The 18969-nt window shown below is 58.6% G+C and carries 16 protein-coding genes; 9 read left to right on the top strand and 7 right to left on the bottom strand.

Going from position 1 to position 18969, the window contains the following annotated elements; all coding sequences use genetic code 11:
- Nucleotides 1-63: 63 nt before the first annotated feature.
- Nucleotides 64-1446, bottom strand: coding sequence for a nucleotide 5'-monophosphate nucleosidase PpnN (gene ppnN / locus LG327_RS02710; protein WP_404365439.1), 1383 nt, complete (start codon nucleotides 1444-1446; stop codon nucleotides 64-66).
- A gap of 154 nt (nucleotides 1447-1600) precedes the next feature.
- On the opposite strand from ppnN, the gene thiI reads away from it, so the two are divergent.
- A complete protein-coding gene (gene thiI / locus LG327_RS02705) occupies nucleotides 1601-3055 on the top strand; it encodes a tRNA uracil 4-sulfurtransferase ThiI (RefSeq protein WP_404365437.1) in 1455 nt (484 codons plus the stop codon).
- A 35-nt stretch (nucleotides 3056-3090) separates the two neighbouring features.
- On the opposite strand, the gene LG327_RS02700 is transcribed toward thiI, so the two are convergent.
- Nucleotides 3091-4104, bottom strand: coding sequence for a histone deacetylase family protein (locus LG327_RS02700; protein WP_404369175.1), 1014 nt, complete (start codon nucleotides 4102-4104; stop codon nucleotides 3091-3093).
- A 210-nt stretch (nucleotides 4105-4314) separates the two neighbouring features.
- On the opposite strand from LG327_RS02700, the gene LG327_RS02695 reads away from it, so the two are divergent.
- The gene (locus LG327_RS02695; protein ID WP_404365435.1) at nucleotides 4315-5769 is read left to right on the top strand and encodes an NAD-dependent succinate-semialdehyde dehydrogenase; all 1455 of its coding nucleotides are present in this window, start codon (nucleotides 4315-4317) and stop codon (nucleotides 5767-5769) included.
- 504 nt (nucleotides 5770-6273) lie between these two features.
- A complete protein-coding gene (gene uvrD, locus LG327_RS02690; RefSeq protein ID WP_404365433.1) occupies nucleotides 6274-8439 on the top strand; it encodes a DNA helicase II in 2166 nt (721 codons plus the stop codon).
- Here uvrD and LG327_RS02685 read toward each other — a convergent pair.
- A complete protein-coding gene (locus tag LG327_RS02685) occupies nucleotides 8415-8831 on the bottom strand; it encodes an acyl-CoA thioesterase (RefSeq protein WP_404365431.1) in 417 nt (138 codons plus the stop codon). The two genes, uvrD and LG327_RS02685, sit on opposite strands and share 25 nt — an antisense overlap.
- 258 nt (nucleotides 8832-9089) lie before the next feature.
- Here LG327_RS02685 and LG327_RS02680 point away from each other — a divergent pair, with 258 nt between their 5' ends.
- The 6 genes from LG327_RS02680 to LG327_RS02655 all read left to right on the top strand — a co-directional run bounded on the left by LG327_RS02680 (nucleotide 9090) and on the right by LG327_RS02655 (nucleotide 15573).
- The gene (locus LG327_RS02680) at nucleotides 9090-10139 is read left to right on the top strand and encodes a substrate-binding domain-containing protein (RefSeq protein ID WP_404365430.1); all 1050 of its coding nucleotides are present in this window, start codon (nucleotides 9090-9092) and stop codon (nucleotides 10137-10139) included.
- A 138-nt stretch (nucleotides 10140-10277) separates the two neighbouring features.
- On the top strand, nucleotides 10278-11666 hold the full coding sequence (gene pstC / locus LG327_RS02675) for a phosphate ABC transporter permease subunit PstC (RefSeq protein ID WP_404365428.1): 1389 nt from the start codon (nucleotides 10278-10280) through the stop codon (nucleotides 11664-11666).
- Nucleotides 11659-12936: a phosphate ABC transporter permease PstA gene (pstA, locus tag LG327_RS02670; RefSeq protein WP_404365427.1), complete on the top strand. Its 1278-nt coding sequence runs from the start codon at nucleotides 11659-11661 to the stop codon at nucleotides 12934-12936. The genes pstC and pstA overlap by 8 nt, the downstream gene beginning before the upstream one ends.
- Nucleotides 12937-12947: 11 nt before the next feature.
- Nucleotides 12948-13832 (top strand): phosphate ABC transporter ATP-binding protein PstB, encoded by an 885-nt coding sequence (gene pstB / locus LG327_RS02665; protein ID WP_404365425.1) that lies wholly within the window; start codon nucleotides 12948-12950, stop codon nucleotides 13830-13832.
- Nucleotides 13833-13867: 35 nt separating this feature from the next.
- Nucleotides 13868-14590 (top strand): phosphate signaling complex protein PhoU, encoded by a 723-nt coding sequence (gene phoU, locus LG327_RS02660; RefSeq protein WP_404365424.1) that lies wholly within the window; start codon nucleotides 13868-13870, stop codon nucleotides 14588-14590.
- A 140-nt stretch (nucleotides 14591-14730) separates the two neighbouring features.
- The gene (locus tag LG327_RS02655; protein WP_404365422.1) at nucleotides 14731-15573 is read left to right on the top strand and encodes a DUF2059 domain-containing protein; all 843 of its coding nucleotides are present in this window, start codon (nucleotides 14731-14733) and stop codon (nucleotides 15571-15573) included.
- Between the two features lie 41 nt (nucleotides 15574-15614).
- On the opposite strand, the gene LG327_RS02650 is transcribed toward LG327_RS02655, so the two are convergent.
- From LG327_RS02650 to LG327_RS02635, 4 genes are all read right to left on the bottom strand, one after another.
- Nucleotides 15615-15980, bottom strand: a complete 366-nt coding sequence (locus LG327_RS02650) for a histidine triad nucleotide-binding protein (protein ID WP_404365420.1) — start codon at nucleotides 15978-15980, stop codon at nucleotides 15615-15617.
- A gap of 3 nt (nucleotides 15981-15983) precedes the next feature.
- Nucleotides 15984-17282 (bottom strand): FAD-dependent monooxygenase, encoded by a 1299-nt coding sequence (locus LG327_RS02645; RefSeq protein ID WP_404365418.1) that lies wholly within the window; start codon nucleotides 17280-17282, stop codon nucleotides 15984-15986.
- A 53-nt stretch (nucleotides 17283-17335) separates the two neighbouring features.
- Entirely contained in the window at nucleotides 17336-17881 is a 546-nt protein-coding gene (locus LG327_RS02640; RefSeq protein ID WP_404365416.1) for an aminoacyl-tRNA deacylase, read from the bottom strand.
- A gap of 212 nt (nucleotides 17882-18093) precedes the next feature.
- Nucleotides 18094-18927 (bottom strand): mechanosensitive ion channel family protein, encoded by an 834-nt coding sequence (locus LG327_RS02635; protein WP_404365414.1) that lies wholly within the window; start codon nucleotides 18925-18927, stop codon nucleotides 18094-18096.
- Nucleotides 18928-18969 lie beyond the last annotated feature (42 nt).

Raw genomic sequence — 18969 nt, 5'->3', positions numbered from 1 at the left:
CCGAGCAGGAGCCGGCTCTGTTATCGAATGTTCACTTTTGCCAATCATGCCAGCATCCGGTGTTCAGCCAGTCCTGGGAACAATGCGATAGCTTGGCCGGTAGGCTGAACTGCCGGGCAGTTTCATCCGGTTCTGCTCAACGAATGCGGTGAGCAGTGCGTCCAGCGGCTGCAGAAGTGCCGGGTCACCGGATATTTCAAAAGGTCCCTTCTCTTCGACCTGCTTGATGCCGCCTTCTTTCACATTGCCCGCCACAATGCCGCTGAAAGCCTTGCGAAGGTTGGCAGCAATCATGTGTACCGGCTGGTCGCGGTGCAGCTCCAGAGCCAGCATTTTTTCATGGTCCGGCTCGAAAGGTAGCTGGAACACCGGATCGATCTTCAGCATCCAGTTGAAATAATAAGCGTCCTGTTTCTCGCGGCGGTAGGCCTCGACATCCGCGATGCCCTCTTTCATGATCCGGGCGACTCTGGCTGGGTCATCAATGATGATTTCGTATTTTTTGGCAGCCTCGTCACCCAGGGCGTTGCGGATAAACTCGTCGATCATCTGGAAATAGCCGGCATTTTCCTTCCGCCCGGTGAAAATAACCGGATAGGGCAGGTCGACATTGTCGGGATGCAGGAGGATGCCGAGCAGGTAGAGAATTTCCTCAGCGGTGCCTACGCCACCAGGAAAGACGATGATGCCGTGGCCGGCGCGGACAAAGGCTTCAAGCCGTTTTTCGATATCCGGCAGAATCACCAGTTCGTTCACGATCGGGTTCGGCGCTTCCGCACCGATAATGGCGGGTTCGGTGAGCCCGATATAGCGACCATTTCTGACCCGCTGTTTGGCGTGGCCGATGGTGGCTCCCTTCATCGGACCTTTCATGGCGCCAGGGCCACAACCGGTGCAGATGTTCATGCCCCGCAGGCCAAGTTCGTGGCCCACGTCCTTGGTGTAGATATACTCGTCCCGGCTGATGGAATGGCCGCCCCAGCACACCACCATGTCCGGCACGCGCCCGGCCTGTAACACGCGGGCGTTACGCAGAATGTGGAAGATCAGGTTGGTAATGTCTTCTGGATTGTCGCGTTTGAAACCGGAGGCGGAGGAGGGCATTGAGTTTGAGTAGACGATATCCCGCAGCACCGAGAACAGATGCTCCCGCAGGGCCCGGAGCATTTCGCCGTCAACAAAGGCATTCGCAGGCGCATTGATCAGCTCCAGTTTCAGGCCCCTTGGCTGGGGCACCAGGCGAACATCAAAGTCCGCGTGGATTTCCATCAGCTTCTTGCAGTCGTCGGTTTCAGCACCTGTATTCAGAACGGCCAGCGCGCACTGGCGGAAGAGCTTGTAGAGCCCTCCTTCGCTGCGATCCTTCAGGCGATTGACCTCATGGCTGGAAAGTATCTCCAGGCTGCCCTCGGGGGAAACCAGTGCATTTATGGTGTCCTGACTCATGGAAAACGGAGCTCCTGCTGCCAGCCGGCGGCGTTCAGTTGTCTGTGTGATTGGATTGCCCGACTTTGAGGCGTGGTTCGAACCCGTTACACTAAGCGCTTTGGACAATTTTCTCTACCCACCCGATCACCTATCCGCCTCTGTGTCCCATGCCATGAAGCTTCTTATCCGTCCTGCGCCTGAGATAACCATAAAGAGCAAGCCTGTGCGCCGCAGCCAGATGCGTCAGCTCCGTCAGAACGTCCGCAAACTGCTGCGGGAGTTTGATCACGGTATCCGGGTGGACGGCAGTTGGGACCGGGTTGAGGTTACGCTGCCCGCGGATTCGGAGCTGGCTGAGCCTGTCCTTGATGCGCTGAAACGGATACCGGGAATTTCCACCATTCAGGAAATTGGCGAGTTCCCGCTTCAGGATATCGCGGATATCGCCAGTCAGGCCCTGGCAGCTTCCGCTGGAACACTGGAGGACAGGAGTTTTGCCGTCAGGGTCCGCCGCCACGGACTGCATGATTTCCGGTCAGGGGATGTCGCCCGCCAGGTGGGTACGGTTCTGCTGGAGCAGGGTGGGGCGCGATGTGTGGATCTGCGGCAGCCGGACATCACCGTGCGCATTGAAATACAGCAGGACCATTATCACATTGCCCTCAGTCGCCATCGGGGTCTGGGGGGTTACCCTCTGGGCAGCGTGGAATCGGTGATGACACTCATCTCCGGCGGTTATGACTCGTCGGTTGCGGCCTGGCTGATGATGCGGCGGGGCATTCGCTCCCATTTCCTTTTTTTCAACCTGGGAGGCGCTAATCACGAGGACGGTGTGCGTCAGGTGGTGCATTATCTCTGGTCCCGGTATGGCGCTTCCCACAGTGCAAAGTTCATTTCGGTGCCATTTGACGGGGTGGTTGCCGAGATCATGCAGTCGGTCGGACACAGGCACTGGGGTGTTGTACTCAAGCGCCAGATGCTGAAGGCGGCCGAAGAGATAGGCCAGCGCAACAATGTCGCAGGTCTGGTGACCGGTGACGCCGTGGCCCAGGTGTCCAGTCAGACCCTTACCAACCTGAGTGTGGTGGACCGGGCCTGTGATCAGGTTGTCCTGCGCCCCCTGGTATCCATGGACAAGGAAGAGATCATCCGGATTGCCCGGGAGATAGGTACGGAGCCGTTTGCGCGCAATATGCCGGAATACTGTGGCGTCATTTCCCAGCGGCCCGCGACAAGAGCAAAGCTTCGCAATGTGGAACTGGACGAAAGCAGGATGGATCCTGCGGCACTGGCGCAGGCCCTGGAGAGTCGGACCGAATGCCATGTGGATCAACTGCTGGACAAAAGGGCTGCACCGGAAGAAGTTGAGATGGTCACCACCCCTGTAAAGGGCGATGTCATCATTGACCTGCGCCACCCCACGGAGGGCGACAGGACGCCGCTGTGTCTGAGCAACAACGATATTGTCCGGATTCCCTTCTATGAGCTTTCCAGCGGATTTGCCGCCCTGCCGCCGGCCCGGCGCTTCCTGCTTTATTGCGACAGGGGCACCATGAGCCGGATTCAGGCCGGCCAGTTACAGGCCGAGGGCCACACCAATATCAGCGTGTATGCCCCTGTCCACTGATCTGGAAAAGTCCACCGGGTTGAAATACGCCCGATTCAGACTCCGAGGCCCCGGAAAAACTGTTGTACGTTCTCACTCAGGCTTTCCAGGTCGTAGCCGCCTTCCTGCACCACCAGGGTGGGTAGACCGGCCTGGCTGATGCGCTTGCCAAGACGGCTGAACCCTTCCGAACTCACGGAGACCTTCGCCTGCGGGTCGTTGTGATAGATGTCGAAGCCCAGTGGCAGAACCAGGGCGTCGGGCCGGAACAGGGTGACGGCCGTCATGGCCTCCTCCAGGCGGTTGAAGAAGTCTTCCTCGGAGGATCCGTGGGGCATGGGCAGGTTGATATTGTAGCCAAAACCTTCGCCTTCACCCCGTTCATTTTCAAAGCCGCTGACCACCGGGTAGAAATTGGTGGGGTCCCCGTGAATGGAGATGTAGAGCACATCGCTGCGGTCGTAAAAGATCTCCTGGATGCCCTGGCCGTGATGCATGTCCGTGTCCAGGATAGCGATACGGCGGAACCGGGATGTGAGTTTCTGGGCGGCAATTGCAGCATTGTTCAGATAACAGAAGCCTCCGGCTGCGTCCTTCCGGGCATGGTGTCCGGGCGGGCGGCATACCGCATAGGCGGTACGCTCTCCGGCCATCAGGGCATCAGCTGCCCCCAGCGCTGCCTGCGCTGACCAGTAGGCGGCGTCCCAGGTATTGGCGCCGATGGGGCAACTGCCATCGGCCTGATAGCGGGCGGCTTCGGCGAGAATGCCCTGCAGGTGGTTGGGGGACCGGACAAATATGTTGGACATGACCTCGTCACCCCAGTCCCCCATTGCCTTCCACCTCCGATGGGCGGACTCCAGAAATCTCAGGTAGCCCAGATCGTGGATCCGGGAAATATCCGCAGCGCCCTGGTCAGCCGGCTCCAGAACCGGGATATCCATCGCTTTCAGTCCTTCCAGCATCTGGCCGGTACGGTCTGGAATTTCCTGGGGTTCACGCATCTGGCCGCGGGTAAAATAGGTTTTTGGCAGGTGCTGGTCCTGTGCGGGGTGGAAAAAAGCTTTCATCATCCGGCCTCCTCTGGTGATCATCCCCCGAGTATAGGCCGCCGAGTCCCCGGGTCAAAACCCGGCAATGGTCGCAACCGGTCGTGCCCTCCCACTCCTGGCTACTTTACAGCACCGGGTTCAGCGGCCACTATGAATTGAATAGAGATCCGTAAATCCCTGCACCCTGGATTTACAGTTCGATAACCGGATACATGACAAGGAGCCTGGATGATGGATTCACCACTACTGAAGAACCTGCACGGCTACGTGGGCGGCCGCTGGAAAGACTCCAGCGACGGCAATACCTTTGATGTTTATAACCCCGCAACGGGCAAAGTGATTGCAAAGGTCGCATCCATGACGGCAGGCGATGTCGAGGATGCAATCGAGGCGGGCTCCGGAGCCCTGCGGCTGTCCGAGCCCTACTCCCTGGAAACCCGCAGGGGCTGGCTTGAAGGCATTCGGGATGCCCTGATGAATAATAAGGACGAAGTTGGACGCATCCTGTGCTCCGAGCATGGCAAGCCGCTGAAAGAAGCGAAAGGTGAGGTCGAATACGCAGCCGGTTTCTTTGATTACTGCGCCAAACACATCGACGCCCTGGACTCCCATACTCTGGACGAGAAGCCGAAAGACTGTACCTGGACGGTGCATTACCGTCCTATCGGAGTCGCCGGCCTGATCACGCCCTGGAACTTCCCGATCGGCATGATTGCCAAGAAACTTTCCGCGGCGCTGGCCGCCGGCTGTCCTTCGGTCATCAAGCCTGCCAGCGAAACCCCGCTGACCATGATTGCGCTCTTTACCCTGATGGATGAGCAGGTCGATATGCCGGATGGCATGGTCAATCTGGTGATGGGCAAGGCCAGCGTGATCGGCAAGGTACTCTGTGAACACCCGGATGTACCCATGCTGAGCTTTACCGGCTCAACTGAGGTGGGCCGCAAGCTGCTGGTGGATACCAGCGAGCTGGTCAAGAAGCTGGCGCTGGAGCTGGGCGGCAATGCTCCGTTCATTGTGTTTGAGGATGCGGATATCGATGCGGCTGTCAGCAATCTGCTGGGCAACAAGTTCCGTGGCGGTGGCCAGACCTGTGTCTGCGCGAACCGTATTTTCGTTCATGAAAAGGTGGCCGACGAGTTCGGTAAAAAACTGGCCGACAAGGTCAATGCCATGAAGGTTGGCGATGGCATGAACGACGATGTGGACATTGGTCCCCTGATCAACAAAGGTGGCTATGACAAGGTGCATCGTCATGTGTCGGATGCCCTTGAAAAGGGCGCAAAACTGCTCGCCGGGAAGGATCCATCGGAGCTGAAGGGCGACGATCTGTTCTACCCGCCAACGGTTGTTTCCGGCATAACTTCGGAAATGGCCTGCTATAAAGAGGAAACCTTTGGGCCGCTGGTGCCGATGGTGAGCTTCAGCTCCGATGAGGAAGTGATTAAAGCCGGCAATGATACCGAGTTTGGCCTCGCATCCTATCTGTTCACGGCGGATGCCGATCGTGCGCGGAAGGTGGCCGCGGCCCTGCGGTTTGGCCACGTGGGCTGGAATACCGGCACTGGCCCGACTCCGGAAGCGCCGTTTGGTGGCATGAAGGCTTCTGGTATTGGTCGTGAAGGAGGGGTTGAAGGCCTGTTTGAGTTTGTTGAGGCGCAGACGGTGCCGCGCGGGTTTTGAGCTGAACCATAAACGGAGCCGGGTTCTCGGTACTTGCTGTTAATCACAGCATACCTCCGAAGTCTGAGAACGGGGGCGTGTCCTGAAACAGTGTACCCGGCTCCGTTCCTTCGCCAGAACTCGCAGACCAGGTCTTTTAGCAGTTCTGTCCCGGGCCCGGATAGCCCGATAGCTGCAGAGCACAAGCCCGGGCGGTCCTTCCTTTCAGAACACGCCCGTAAATACCCGCAAGGGGTCCGGCCCGCAATCACAGATTGCGGTCGTTCGGCGGCGCATGAAGCTTTGCTTCATAAACGCTTGCCTCACCCCTGTAGGGCTCGGGTGTGGCCATCCCTGGCCACACACGGTTCTGAAAGGAAGGCCCGCCCGGACTTCTCCGGCGGCGCAGCATGCTTTTCGGGTTTCGAGCACGGCGCTGTATGGTTAATCCCTTCACATAAATATTCTCTGCCCTCTCCTGTTATAATCTGTCACCTAAATTCTCAATCAGCCTGCGACGAATCCATGGATGTGTCCCCGATTATAGACCCCCTTAACGAAGCCCAGCGCGAGGCCGTTACCGCCCGGAATGACCACCTGCTGGTGCTGGCAGGGGCCGGTAGCGGCAAGACCCGGGTGCTGATCCATCGCATGGCCTGGCTGATGCAGGTGGACGGTGTGCCGCCCACTGGTCTGCTGGCGGTTACCTTTACCAACAAGGCCGCCCGGGAAATGCGCTACCGGATCGAGCAGATGCTGAACCTGCCATCCCGTGGCCTGTGGTTCGGCACTTTTCACGGTATCGCGCACCGTCTGCTGCGCTCCCACTGGCAGGATGCCGGCCTGCCTGAGAACTTCCAGGTGCTGGACAGCGATGACCAGTTGCGGATGGTCAAGCGTGTGATGCGGGAGTATCAGATTGATGAAAGCCGCTGGCCGCCGAAGCAGGCTCAGTGGTTCATCAGCAGCCAGAAAGATGAAGGCCTGCGGGCAAATCATATCCAGGAAAACCCCGGGGATCATTTCGCCTCCACCATGTTGAAGATCTACCGCCGCTATGAAGAGCTGTGCCAGCAGGCGGGCCTGGTGGATTTCGGTGAACTGCTGCTGCGCTCCCATGAACTCTGGCTGCACCGTCCCGAACTGCTGGCGCACTATCAGAAGCGCTTCCAGCACATCCTGGTGGACGAGTTCCAGGACACCAATACCATTCAGTACGCCTGGCTGCAGGTGCTGGCGGGCAACCGGGTGCCGCTGACCGTGGTGGGTGACGATGACCAGTCCATCTATGGCTGGCGGGGCGCGAAGATCGAGAATATCCAGCAATACCAGCGGGACTTCCCCAACGCCCGGCTGGTGCGGCTGGAGCAGAATTACCGTTCCACCCAGCTCATTCTCAAAGCGGCCAACTCGGTGATTGCCAATAACCAGGGGCGCCTGGGCAAGGAGCTCTGGACCGACGGGCCGGAGGGTGAGCCGATCAGTCTCTATGCGGCTTTCAATGAGCAGGATGAGGCCAACTATATCGCCGACACCATCAGCAGCTGGGTGGCGGACGGCAATCTGCGTAGCGAATCGGCGATTCTGTATCGCTCCAATGCCCAGTCCCGGGTGCTGGAAGAATCCCTGATGCGTCAGGGCATTCCCTACCGGGTTTACGGCGGGCTGCGGTTCTATGATCGTCAGGAGATCCGCAACGCCCTGGCTTACCTGCGTCTGGTGCATTATCGCAATGACGACGCCGCGTTCGAGCGGGTGGTGAATATTCCGGCCAGGGGTATTGGCGCCAAGAGCCTGGCGGAAATCCGCGAACTGGCCTCGCGGGAGAGTCTGTCCCTCTGGGAGGCCTCCTCACGCCTGCTGGAAGCGGGCCATATGAAAGGGCGCGCGAAAACCGGGCTGCAACGTTTCATGGAGATTATCGAGTCGCTGACTGACATGGTGCCCAATGCCAGCCTTCAGGGGCTGGCCCGGCAGGCCATTGAGGCCAGTGGCTTGCGGGATTATCACGCCAGCGAAAAGGGTGAGAAGGGCCAGGCCCGCGCGGAGAACCTGGACGAGCTGGTGAATGCCATGGCGGATTTTGAGGTGGATGAGGGCACGGATGCGCTGGCCGAGTTTGTCGCCCAGGCGGCTCTGGACGCCGGCGAGGCCCAGGCCGAAGCCCACGAAGACAGTGTTCAGCTGATGACCCTGCATTCAGCCAAGGGTCTGGAATTTCCGCTGGTGTTTCTGGCGGGTGTAGAGGAAGGTCTGTTCCCCCACAGCATGTCCCTGGAAGAACCTGGGCGCATGGAAGAGGAGCGGCGTTTGGCCTATGTGGGGATTACCCGCGCCATGAAAAAGCTGATTCTGACCCATGCGGAATCGCGGCGACTGTACGGCCAGGAAAAATTCCATGCCCTGTCGCGATTCGTGCGGGAGATTCCCGGTGACTGCATCCAGGAAGTGCGGCTGCGCAATACCGTGACCCGGCCTGCCATGTTGCAGCGACCCAATGAGAGCATGTTCAGCCAGGACTCCGCCCAGGAAGCCGGTTTCCGGCTGGGACAGTGTGTGCGCCATCCCAAGTTTGGCGAAGGGGTGGTGATGAACTGCGAGGGCAGCGGCCACCACGCCCGGATCCAGGTCAACTTCGACGACGGTGCCAAATGGCTGGTGGTCGCTTATGCGCCGCTTGAGGCCTGCTGATCCGGCACTTCCCGTATGCGGCCGTTATCATCAATGGCCACGAACACAAATAGCGCCTCGGTCACCTTCCGGGGCTTTTCGGAATTGCGGTCGATTGTCCAGACTTCCACGTTGATTTTCATGGAGCTGCGGCCGATATCAATCAGCTCGCAGTAACAGCCCACCTGCGATCCCACCCGCACCGGCGACAGGAATTCCATCCGGTCGATGGCCACAGTGGCGCTGCGTCCCCTCGAAATCCTTGCGGCAGTCGTTGCCGCGGCAAGGTCCATCTGTTTTATCACCCAGCCAGCGAAGACGTCGCCATTGGCATTTGTGTCAGAGGGAAGGGGGATGACCTGGATCATCAGCTCCCCGCGGGGAGTCGGTTTGGAATCATCAAGTGCGGTCATTGGGGCACTACCTCATGGTTATTGTGTGTGCATGTTAATACGCCGCGCGCAGGCTGCAAGAAAAAAACCTGTCATGTATTCTGTTTCAGCGGATGTCACAAAGCTGTCATAGAGAGCCCGTATTCTGCATCCATCGGCTCAGTCACGCCGGTTTGTCTGACGGCCGGAACGCATTCTGGTTTCATCTGATTCGCCTTCGGCCCAGTCAGCGCCACTAACGCAGCTAACCATAGCTCAAGTGAATGATGGAGACTCAACGTGATCAAACTGAAAACAGCATTAGCCAGTGTCGCCGTAGCCGGCGCCATGGCCGCCGTCTCGACCCCAACCATGGCTCGCGACACTATTAACATCGTCGGTTCATCCACTGTTTACCCATTCGCCACTGTGGTTGCCGAGCGCTTTGGCCGCAACACGGATTTCCCGACCCCGAAGCTGGAATCAACCGGTTCCGGCGGTGGCCTGAAGCTGTTCTGTGCCGGCGTCGGCACCCAGCACCCGGACATCACCAACGCCTCACGTCGGATCAAGGCAAGCGAATTTGAACTGTGCCAGTCCAATGGTGTAGAGAAAATCACCGAAGTGCGGATTGGCAGTGACGGCATCGTGATGGCCAACGCCGTTGGTGCCGAGCAGATGGATCTGACCCTGAAGGCGGTCTTCCTGGCGCTGGCCAAGGACGTACCGGATCCCGAGGGCGGTGAAAAGCTGATTCCCAACCCCTATAAAAACTGGAACGAAGTCGATTCCAGCCTGCCCGGCAAGCCAATCGTAGTCATGGGTCCGCCTCCGACTTCAGGCACCCGTGATGCTTTCGTTGAGATCGCAATGGAAGGCGGATGCAAGCAGTACGACTGGATCAAGGCAATGGGCAAGAAAGACATGCGCGCCATCTGTCATAACATGCGCGAAGACGGTGCCTTCATCGAAGCCGGCGAGAACGACAACCTGATCGTTCAGCGTCTGGTCCAGGATACTGATACTCTTGGCATCTTCGGTTACAGCTTCCTTGAAGAAAACCGCACCAAGGTACAGCCTTCCCTGATCAACGGCGTGCAGCCTACCCAGGACACCATCAGCAGCGATGAGTACCCGGTGGCCCGCTCACTGTTCTTCTATGTCAAGAACGCCCACGTTGGTGTGGTTCCTGGCATCAAGGAATACATCTTCGAGTTCACCAGCGAAGGCACCTGGGGCGATAACGGTTACCTGGTTGACGTCGGCCTGATCCCGAGTTCACGGGACATGCGCATGAAGATGGCGAAACAGGCGAGAAACCTGGAACCCATGACTGGCAACGAATTCTGAAAACCACCATTCAGGATTGAAAAGGAACCTGGGCCTGGGAGCCCGGGTTCCTTTTGTTTCATTCGCGTGAACCATCTACGGGTTGCTGGCACAATGGCAGCTTCGGAAAAACTAACCCGATTCTAAACAGAGAATGTTATGCAGACCGCTAACCTCCTGGCCCTGATTGTGGCTCTTGCGGCGCTTGCTTACGGACTTGCTTACATGCGGTCCCGGGCTGTCGCGGAACCTCTGGGTGGCATTCGGCACCTCAAGTCCCTGCCATTCTATTACGCAGCCAGAGCGTCGCTCTGGTGCGGCATTCCGGCCCTGATTGTGCTTGCCCTCTGGGTGGGCTTTGAGGGCAAGGTTATCCAGGGTCTTGTCATTTCGTCCCTGCCACCGGACATGATGCCGGACTCTCCCGGCCGGGCCAGCCTGATACTGTCGCAGATAAGCAACGTGGCGGCAGGAAAACTGGATCCCCAGTTCGTGCCTGAAGAAATTGCCCGGGCAGGGTCCCTGCTGGAATCTCTCAGGAGCCAGAGCCAGGTGTTCAAGGCGGTGCTGGTGCTGCTGGTTGCCATTCTGGGCGCCACCTTTGCCTGGTCCCGGGTGGCGCCACACGTCAATGCCCGCGAAAGCGTTGAAACGACCCTTCGGCGCATCTTCTTCGTCTGTGCAGGTGTTGCCATCCTGACCACCGTCGGGATCGTGTTCTCAGTGATCTTCGAGACCATCCGGTTTTTCGGCATGGTGTCTTTCTGGGACTTCATTTTCGGAAGCAACTGGAGCCCCCAGACTGCCCTGCGTGCGGATCAGGTGGGCGCCGACGGCTCGTTTGGCATGATTCCGCTGTTTACCGGAACCCTGCTGATCTCTGCCATCGCCCTGCTGGTGGCTGTACCCATCGGCCTGCTGTCCGCCATCTATCTGGCGGAATACGCGGGCAGCCGGGTGCGCGCCACGGTCAAGCCGGCTCTTGAGCTGCTGGCCGGCATTCCCACCGTGGTTTACGGCTTTTTCGCCGCCCTGACGGTCGCTCCGTTTATTCAGCAAATGGCGGAATCCATAGGCCTCGAAGCTTCCTCCCAGAGCGCGCTGGCTGCCGGTCTGGTAATGGGTATCATGATCGTACCCTTCGTGTCTTCTCTTTCAGACGATGTCATCAATGCGGTTCCCCAGAACCTGAGGGACGGCTCCCTGGCGCTGGGCGCAACCCAGTCCGAAACCATGAAAAACGTGATTTTTCCGGCAGCTCTGCCCGGCATCATGGGGGGCATTCTGCTTGCAGCCTCCCGGGCAATCGGTGAAACCATGATCGTGGTGATGGCCGCGGGCCTGGCTGCGAATCTCACTGCCAATCCGCTGGAGTCAGTAACGACGGTAACCGTGCAGATAGTCACCCTGCTGGTGGGCGACCAGGAATTTGACAGTGCCAAGACTCTCGCAGCCTTTGCCCTGGGCATGATGCTCTTTATTGTGACGCTGCTTCTGAACGTGCTTGCCCTGAAGATTGTTCGCAGATATAGGGAACAGTATGACTGACCAACGCTCCCCGGCGGAGATTGTCCGCCAGTCCCTCAAGCGCCGTTACCGCAAGGAGCGCCGCTTCCGGGCCTATGGTGTGCTCGCCATCGCCATTGCTCTCTCGGCGTTGCTGCTGCTGTTCGTGGATATCATCGGGAAAGGCTATACAGGCTTTATCAAGGCGACCGTCACACTGGATATCACCCTCGACGGTGATGTCATGTACCTGGAGGATCCGACGGATCCGGAAGAACTGTCGATGGCGGATTTCTCCGCTCCGATCATCAGGGCGTTGCAGTCCCATATTCCGGAAGCACAGAGTCGTGCAGAGCAGCGGGAGCTGAGCCGTCTGGTCGGCACCTACGGCCCCAACAAGGTCCGGGATCTGGTGAAGGATAATCCGGAACTGATGGGAACAACGCAGACCATGACCTTCCATGCCAGTGACCGGACAGCAGTTTACGTCAAGCACGCGGGCGATGCGGACTACAGTGTCAAGCTCTCGGAGCAGCAGATTGAATGGGTCGAAAGGCTGCGCGAGAAGGGTGTTATTGAGACCAGCTTCAACGACAAACTGTTTACCACGGGAGACTCCAGGGAACCGACCTACGCTGGCATTCTGGGCGCCATAGTCGGCTCGCTGCTGACCCTGATCGTAACTCTGGTCATTGCCTTTCCGGTTGGGGTGGCGGCGGCTGTCTATCTGGAAGAGTTTGCGCCAAAGAACAGATGGACCGACTTTATCGAGGTCAACATAAACAACCTGGCAGCCGTGCCCTCCATCATTTTCGGTCTGCTTGGCCTGGCGGTCTTTATCGGACTGTTTGGCATGCCCCGGTCGGTGCCTCTGGTTGGCGGTCTGGTGCTGGCGCTGATGACCCTCCCCACGATCATTATTTCCAGCCGCGCCGCCATCAAGAGCGTGCCGCCTTCCATTCGCGAGGCCGCCGAGGGCATAGGTGCCTCGAAGATGCAGGTGGTACTCCACCATGTGGTGCCGCTGGCCATGCCCGGGATGATGACCGGGTCGATCATCGGCATGGCCCAGGCCCTGGGTGAAACCGCCCCCCTGCTGCTGATCGGCATGGTGGCGTTTATTGTGGATGTTCCCGAAGGGTTTCTGGATTCAGCCACGGTGCTGCCCGTTCAGATCTACCTCTGGGCCAGCAGCGCGGAGCAGGGCTTCATCGAGCTGGCGTCTGCGGGAATCATGGTTTTGCTGACGTTCCTGTTCAGCATGAATGCATTGGCCATCTGGCTCCGAAAGCGCCTTGAGCGCCGCTGGTAAGGAGAAAGTTCATGAGTATGTTAAAGCACCCAGTCACTGCCGGTGACGCTGCCAGGCTGCAGGAGCCAGAGTCTGGAGCCGAAGTTCGCACGGAAGATGGCGTGGTCTACGGCAGGACTGTTGGTAGACCCTTTGCCGATGCGGCCAAATTCAGCCTGCGGGACGTAAACGTCTTCTATGGTGAGACCCAGGCCATCAAGAACATCAGTCTTGATATCGCAAAGAACGAGGTTATTTCGTTCATCGGGCCATCAGGGTGCGGCAAGTCCACATTTCTGCGCTGCCTGAATCGCATGAACGACAGCATTGATATCTGCCGTATCGAGGGCCGCCTGGAACTGGATGGGGTGGACATCTACGAATCGAAACGGGACGTGGTGGAGCTCAGGGCACGGGTTGGCATGGTCTTTCAGAAACCCAATCCTTTTCCCAAGTCGATTTACGACAATGTAGCCTATGGCCCCCGGATTCACGGCCTGGCCAACCGCAAATCCGAGCTGGATGACATGGTTGAGAACAGCCTGAAAAAAGCCGGCTTGTGGAAAGAGGTGAAGGATCGTCTGGATACGCCTGGTACGGGGCTTTCCGGTGGCCAGCAGCAGCGTCTGTGTATTGCCCGGGCGATCGCGGTGAGCCCTGAGGTGGTACTGATGGATGAGCCCTGCTCGGCGCTGGATCCCATCGCGACAGCCAGGATCGAAGAGCTCATCTCCGAGCTGTCCGAGAGCTACACGATCGTGATCGTGACCCACTCCATGCAGCAGGCGGCCCGGGTATCTCACCGGACTGCCTATTTTCACCTGGGGCATCTGGTGGAGGTCAACGAGACCAACAAGGTCTTTACCTCGCCCGAGCATGAGTTGACAGAATCCTATATTACCGGCCGTTTCGGTTAATCCCGGCCAGACCTGAACATCAGGAGAACAGAGCAATGAAAAAAGGCAAGGACGATGTCTACGGCGATCACATTTCCCATCAGTTCAATGATGATCTGGCTGCCCTGAAATCCGATTTCCTGAAGATGGGCGGCATGGTCGAGCAGCAGATCAACGATGCAGTGACCGCACTTATTGAAAATGATGGCAATCTTGCAGACGAAGTCCGCACCAAGGACAAGGTGGTGGACCGCCTGGAAATGGCTATCGACGAGGAGGCCACCCAGATCATCGCCCGCAGGCAGCCCGCCGCGCGGGACCTGAGGCTGGTCATATCGGTGATAAAAATGGTGGCCGATCTTGAGCGGGTGGGTGATGAAGCCAAGAAAATCGCCAAGTTCGCCATTAGCCTGTCAGAAGAAGGCCAGGCGCCCCGTGGCTATGTGGAGGTGCGCCATATTGGCCAGCATGTTGCCAGCATGTTGCGGGACGCGCTGGATGCCTTCGCACGGCTGGATTCCGAGCAGGCGCTCCGGATCATGAAAGAAGACAAGCGGGTGGACGAAGAGTACCAGGCGGCCATACGGACCCTGATTACCTTCATGATGGAGGATGCCCGCAATATTTCCCGCTGCATGTCCATCATGTGGGTGCTCCGGGCTCTGGAGCGGGTCGGGGATCACGCCTGCAATCTGGCAGAACATGTCATCTTCATGGCGGAAGGTGAAGATGTCCGCCACACGCCGCTGGAGGAAGCGGAAAGGATTATAGGGAGGTAACTCCCTGTTTCGGTTGCCGGCAAAACCACGGGTCTGCCGGCAGTTTCCTTGATGTCTTTTTTGTAAACTTCCTTCGCTTGTCCCTGGTGGGCAAGCCGTGGCATAAGAGGGCTCTGTTTTTATCAACCTGGAGCCCGCCCATGTTATCCCGCCGTTTCCTGCCTGCCCAATTGACCGGGGGGCTTCTGTGCCTGATTCTCCTGTTTGCCGGCGGTGCCAGAGCCCAGGGGTCCGACCTGGCTCACTCTGTTATCCGCAATTCCGCTCTCGCCACAGTGATTGATCAGTACCCGAAAATGCTCACGCAGGGCGTGGTCCAGGGGCTGAGCCAGACAGGCAATGTGGACCCGCTGATCAAAGGAGCGATTTCGGGAATGATTGGTCAGGCTTTCAACAGTGCCAGCATACGGCGGGAACTGGCCGCGGACCTTGACCGGGGAATGTCCGAGGCTGCCCTGGGCGAGGTCAACGACTGGTACCAGTCCCCACTGGGCAGGGAAGTGACCATGCTTGAAAGAGCTGCCGCTCTGCCGGTCGCCTGGCGTGAAATCGAAAAACGGGGCCCGATGCTGGCAGAAAAGTACGAAGGTACTGAGCGGGCGAAGCTTTTTGCGGACTTCGATCGGGCTTCCCGTGCGACTCAGAGTGCGGTTGATACCGCCGTCGCCATTCAGACCGCCTTCGGCACTGCGATGGCCGCATTCAATGGTGCCGTGGTAGATGTGGAGGCCATCCGAAAGCGCGTGGAGAGCCAGCGGCCAATGTTGCGGGGGGTGGTCGAGCAGCAGGTCTATACCGGCTATCTCTATACCTACGAGGCCATGCCCACCGACCAGTTGCGCTCCTATATCCAGTTCATGGAAACCAGTGAAGGCAGTCAGTTCAACAGGGTTGTGACAGAGTCAGTTCATGATGCCATTATTGAGCCGATTGAAACCATCGGCGCGGGGCTGGCGCGCCTGTTCGGGGCCTCCGGCCGATAGGAAGTGCCCGGAAAGCCCCTCCCGCGCTGGAGGGGCAGCAATTACTTCTCTTTCGCGACTTCAGTATAGGGCGGCCAGCCCAGTGGCTTGCCGGCCAGCAGATGCAGGTGAATATGAAACACCGACTGGCCTGCCTGCTCGTTGCAGTTCATCACCACGCGGTAACCATCTTCGTCAAAGCCCATTTCCTTTGCCAGCTTTGAAGCCACCAGAAACAGGTGTCCCACCAGCTCCCGGTCATCCGGCTCCATGTCATTGATGGTGGCAATGGGTTTCTTGGGAATGATCAGCAGGTGTATGGGCGCCTGCGGATTGTTGTCCTTGAAGGCCAGGCTGACATCGTCCTCGTGCACGATGTCAGCGGGTATCTCACGGTTGATGATTTTGCTGAAAATTGTTTCGGCCACGACTCATAATCCTTTTGTCTGTTTCATGAAACCTGGTCGGGGGAGACCTGCCAGAAATCCCGTCAGTGCTGAGGGGGTTGCGCCTTCCAGACCCATAGCGTAACGGGCTACCTGATTGCGGGCAAACGGCAGATGCTGCGCCAGCCCAAGACCTGCGTTGCGGAGCAGGTGAACGGGTGGAATACGGTTGCTGAAAAGATAATAGAAAGCGTCCATCGCCAGCATCATCCGCTGATTGGCGGGCCTGCGCTGGCGCTCGTAGTGCCCCAGCCATCGTGCATCCGCCAGATCTCCCCCGACCCGGCCGGCTTCCCGCGCCATACTCTGCAGGCATTCGGCATCCTGAAATCCCAGATTGACGCCCTGTCCCGCCAGCGGGTTGATGGTGTGGGCCGCATCCCCCACCAGCACCACGCGGCCTTCAACGTAACGGCTGGCATGCTGCCTGGCAATGGGAAAGCTGGCGCGGCCGGCGACATGGGTAAGGGGAGGCAGGGCATCGGGGAAAGCGGCCTGGACTTGACTCAGAAATTCAGCTTCCGGCAGCGCTTTCAGCCGGGCGAGCACGTCGGGAGCGTCGTACCAGACCAGTGACGCCCAGCTTTCGCTGCCACAGCCGTGGAGGGGCAGGAAAGCCCGTGGCCCGGTGGGGAAAAAGGCCTGCCAGGTAATATCCTGCACCGGGCCCAGATAGCGAACTGAAGCCACCAGGGCCTGCTGGGCATACTGGTCCCGGGATACGCCAATTCCCGCGAGCTCTCTTGTCCGTGACTGGGCCCCATCCGCGCCAACAATCAGCTGGCAGTCCAGCACAAGGCCGCTTTCAAGGGTGATGCTGGCCCCTTCCGGGCGATTGTCCATGCTTTTCAGGCTGTCGCCGGAGTGAATGCTCACCGATTGAACCCTTTTGGCAGCCTGCCACAGGGCCCGCTGGGTTACCCGATTCTCCACGATGTGGCCGAGATGGCTGCAGCCCAGTTCGGTGGCACTGAAGGTGGTGTGGGGAGGGTTTGGAGCCAGGCCTGAAAGCGGATGGGGTGTCTGGTCCCAGACCGAAAGCCGGCGGTAGGGGGTCAGCCTCTGCTGCTCAATGAGCGGCCAGACACCCAGCTTGCGCAGGTAATTTTCGCTGCCGGCGCTGAGGGCGGAAACCCGGATGTCGGGGTCCTGCTCCGGATCAAAACCCGGCTCTGACTCCCGGTCCACCAGCGCAACACGAAACCCGGCCTGGCCAAGGCCGGTTGCCAGCGCAGCGCCCACCATGCCGGCTCCTACAATCACTATGTCCGTCTGCTGTGTCATGTCGGATCCCTGTCTGAAGGACCCAGTTTACCCTGTAGAGAGCGACAGACAAGTCATCTCGCTTCCTGCCGCATGGCTTCCATGCGCGCCCTGGCCGCACCTTTGGTGAGCCATGCCGGGCGTTTTGTGCCGGGTTTGATGAAGCCCTGCCGGATAACTACCGGCTGCACCAGTTGCAGAAAATCATGGGTTTTCATGTGAATCGATTCGGTATGTGTGCCGGCGGAAAATGCAAGCTCGGACTGTTCGCTCAGGGCTTCGCTGCAGTAAACGGACATTCCGAAAAGGTTTCCAAACGGGGGCATGGCGCCGACTTCACAATCAGGAAACCGGTCCTTGAATTCCTGTTCGTCCGCCAGCTGAACAAAGTCAGTATCCAGCACGTCTGTGAGCCTGTCCCAGCGAACACGCCAGGTCGCAGGCATGACCAGCATCGCCATCTTTCCATCAAGCTCGATAATCACGGTCTTGGCAACCTGGTCACCGGCAAGCTGAACATGGTGGGCCAGTTCCTGAGCGGTAAAAGCGGGAGGATGGGTCAGGCACATGTAATCGGTGCCCGAGATGTCGAGGAATTCTTTCAGTTGCTGTACCGGCATAGTGACAACCTCTTACCAGCAAAGACAGCGTATCCCGGGGCGGTCCGGACAGGAATCCCGGGGCCAGTGGCCGCGTATGAACACGGCCCTTTAAGCACGGTGTTCAGTCAGCTTAGTCGAGGTTTCGGGTAAAGCGAAAGTCCGATTTCGGAGATGGGGTGCAGGCTGGAAAAATATTCCGGAGCCGGCAGGGCGGCTCCGGAATGGCAGGGTTATTTTTCCTGGTACATGTGAACATCCCGTTGTGGGAACGGAATGGTGATGCCCTCCGCATCGAAGGCCTTTTTGACCTTTTCCTGCATGTCCCAGTAGTAGGGCCAGAGATCGTCGGTGGCGGTCCAGGGCCGTGCCATGATATTGACCGAGCTGTCACCGAGGCTGCCTACGGCAATGCGCGGAGCAGGATCGGTCAGCGACCGCTCGTCTTCCTCAATCAGCCGCTGGATGATGGCTTTGGCCTTGTCGATGTCATCGTCGTAGTGGATACCGAATGTCATGTCACAACGGCGCTTGTCGTAAATGCTCACATTGACCATGCTTGAATTGGCCAAGTCTCCGTTGGGGATCACCACCCTGCGGTTGTCGAAGGTGTTGATAACCGTATACAGGATCTGGATTTCGACAACCACCCCGAGAAAGCCCTGGGCTTCGACAGTGTCCCCCACCTTGAAAGGCTTGAAGACGAGGATGAGCACGCCGCCCGCGAAGTTGGACAGGCTGCCCTGGAGGGCAAGGCCGACGGCAAGGCCCGCGGCACCGATAACGGCGATGAAAGAGGTGGTGGCGATTCCCACCATGGAAGCCACGGAAATAAGGAGCATGATCTTGAGAATTGCACTGACAAGGACACAGACAAATTTGTTCAGGCTGGGATCTCTGGCGCCGAGCCTGACGTCCATTGCATGGACCAGGCGCTTGATCAGCCAGAGGCCGATAAGCAGCGTTGCCACCGCCAGCAGTACTTTCGGAGCGTAATTCATCACCATTCCGATTGCCTGCTGCGCCAGTTCGGCCGCCGGGCCATCGCTCTGGAACAGGTTTTCCATAAATACTCCTTTGTCAGTTGATAGGGACCGGGTGCCTGCCGG

The sequence above is a fragment of the Marinobacter sp. genome (assembly GCF_044799475.1).
Taxonomy (GTDB): Bacteria; Pseudomonadota; Gammaproteobacteria; order Pseudomonadales; family Oleiphilaceae; genus Marinobacter.
This window is presented reverse-complemented; position numbering and strand designations above follow the sequence as displayed.

Coding starts and splice junctions, on each gene's coding strand:
- ppnN (WP_404365439.1), bottom strand. CDS start 1,446: ATGAGTCAGGACACCATAAATGCACTGGTTTCCCCCGAGGGCAGCCTG.
- thiI (WP_404365437.1), top strand. CDS start 1,601: ATGAAGCTTCTTATCCGTCCTGCGCCTGAGATAACCATAAAGAGCAAG.
- LG327_RS02700 (WP_404369175.1), bottom strand. CDS start 4,104: ATGAAAGCTTTTTTCCACCCCGCACAGGACCAGCACCTGCCAAAAACC.
- LG327_RS02695 (WP_404365435.1), top strand. CDS start 4,315: ATGATGGATTCACCACTACTGAAGAACCTGCACGGCTACGTGGGCGGC.
- uvrD (WP_404365433.1), top strand. CDS start 6,274: ATGGATGTGTCCCCGATTATAGACCCCCTTAACGAAGCCCAGCGCGAG.
- LG327_RS02685 (WP_404365431.1), bottom strand. CDS start 8,831: ATGACCGCACTTGATGATTCCAAACCGACTCCCCGCGGGGAGCTGATG.
- pstC (WP_404365428.1), top strand. CDS start 10,278: ATGCAGACCGCTAACCTCCTGGCCCTGATTGTGGCTCTTGCGGCGCTT.
- pstA (WP_404365427.1), top strand. CDS start 11,659: ATGACTGACCAACGCTCCCCGGCGGAGATTGTCCGCCAGTCCCTCAAG.
- pstB (WP_404365425.1), top strand. CDS start 12,948: ATGAGTATGTTAAAGCACCCAGTCACTGCCGGTGACGCTGCCAGGCTG.
- phoU (WP_404365424.1), top strand. CDS start 13,868: ATGAAAAAAGGCAAGGACGATGTCTACGGCGATCACATTTCCCATCAG.
- LG327_RS02655 (WP_404365422.1), top strand. CDS start 14,731: ATGTTATCCCGCCGTTTCCTGCCTGCCCAATTGACCGGGGGGCTTCTG.
- LG327_RS02645 (WP_404365418.1), bottom strand. CDS start 17,282: ATGACACAGCAGACGGACATAGTGATTGTAGGAGCCGGCATGGTGGGC.
- LG327_RS02640 (WP_404365416.1), bottom strand. CDS start 17,881: ATGCCGGTACAGCAACTGAAAGAATTCCTCGACATCTCGGGCACCGAT.
- LG327_RS02635 (WP_404365414.1), bottom strand. CDS start 18,927: ATGGAAAACCTGTTCCAGAGCGATGGCCCGGCGGCCGAACTGGCGCAG.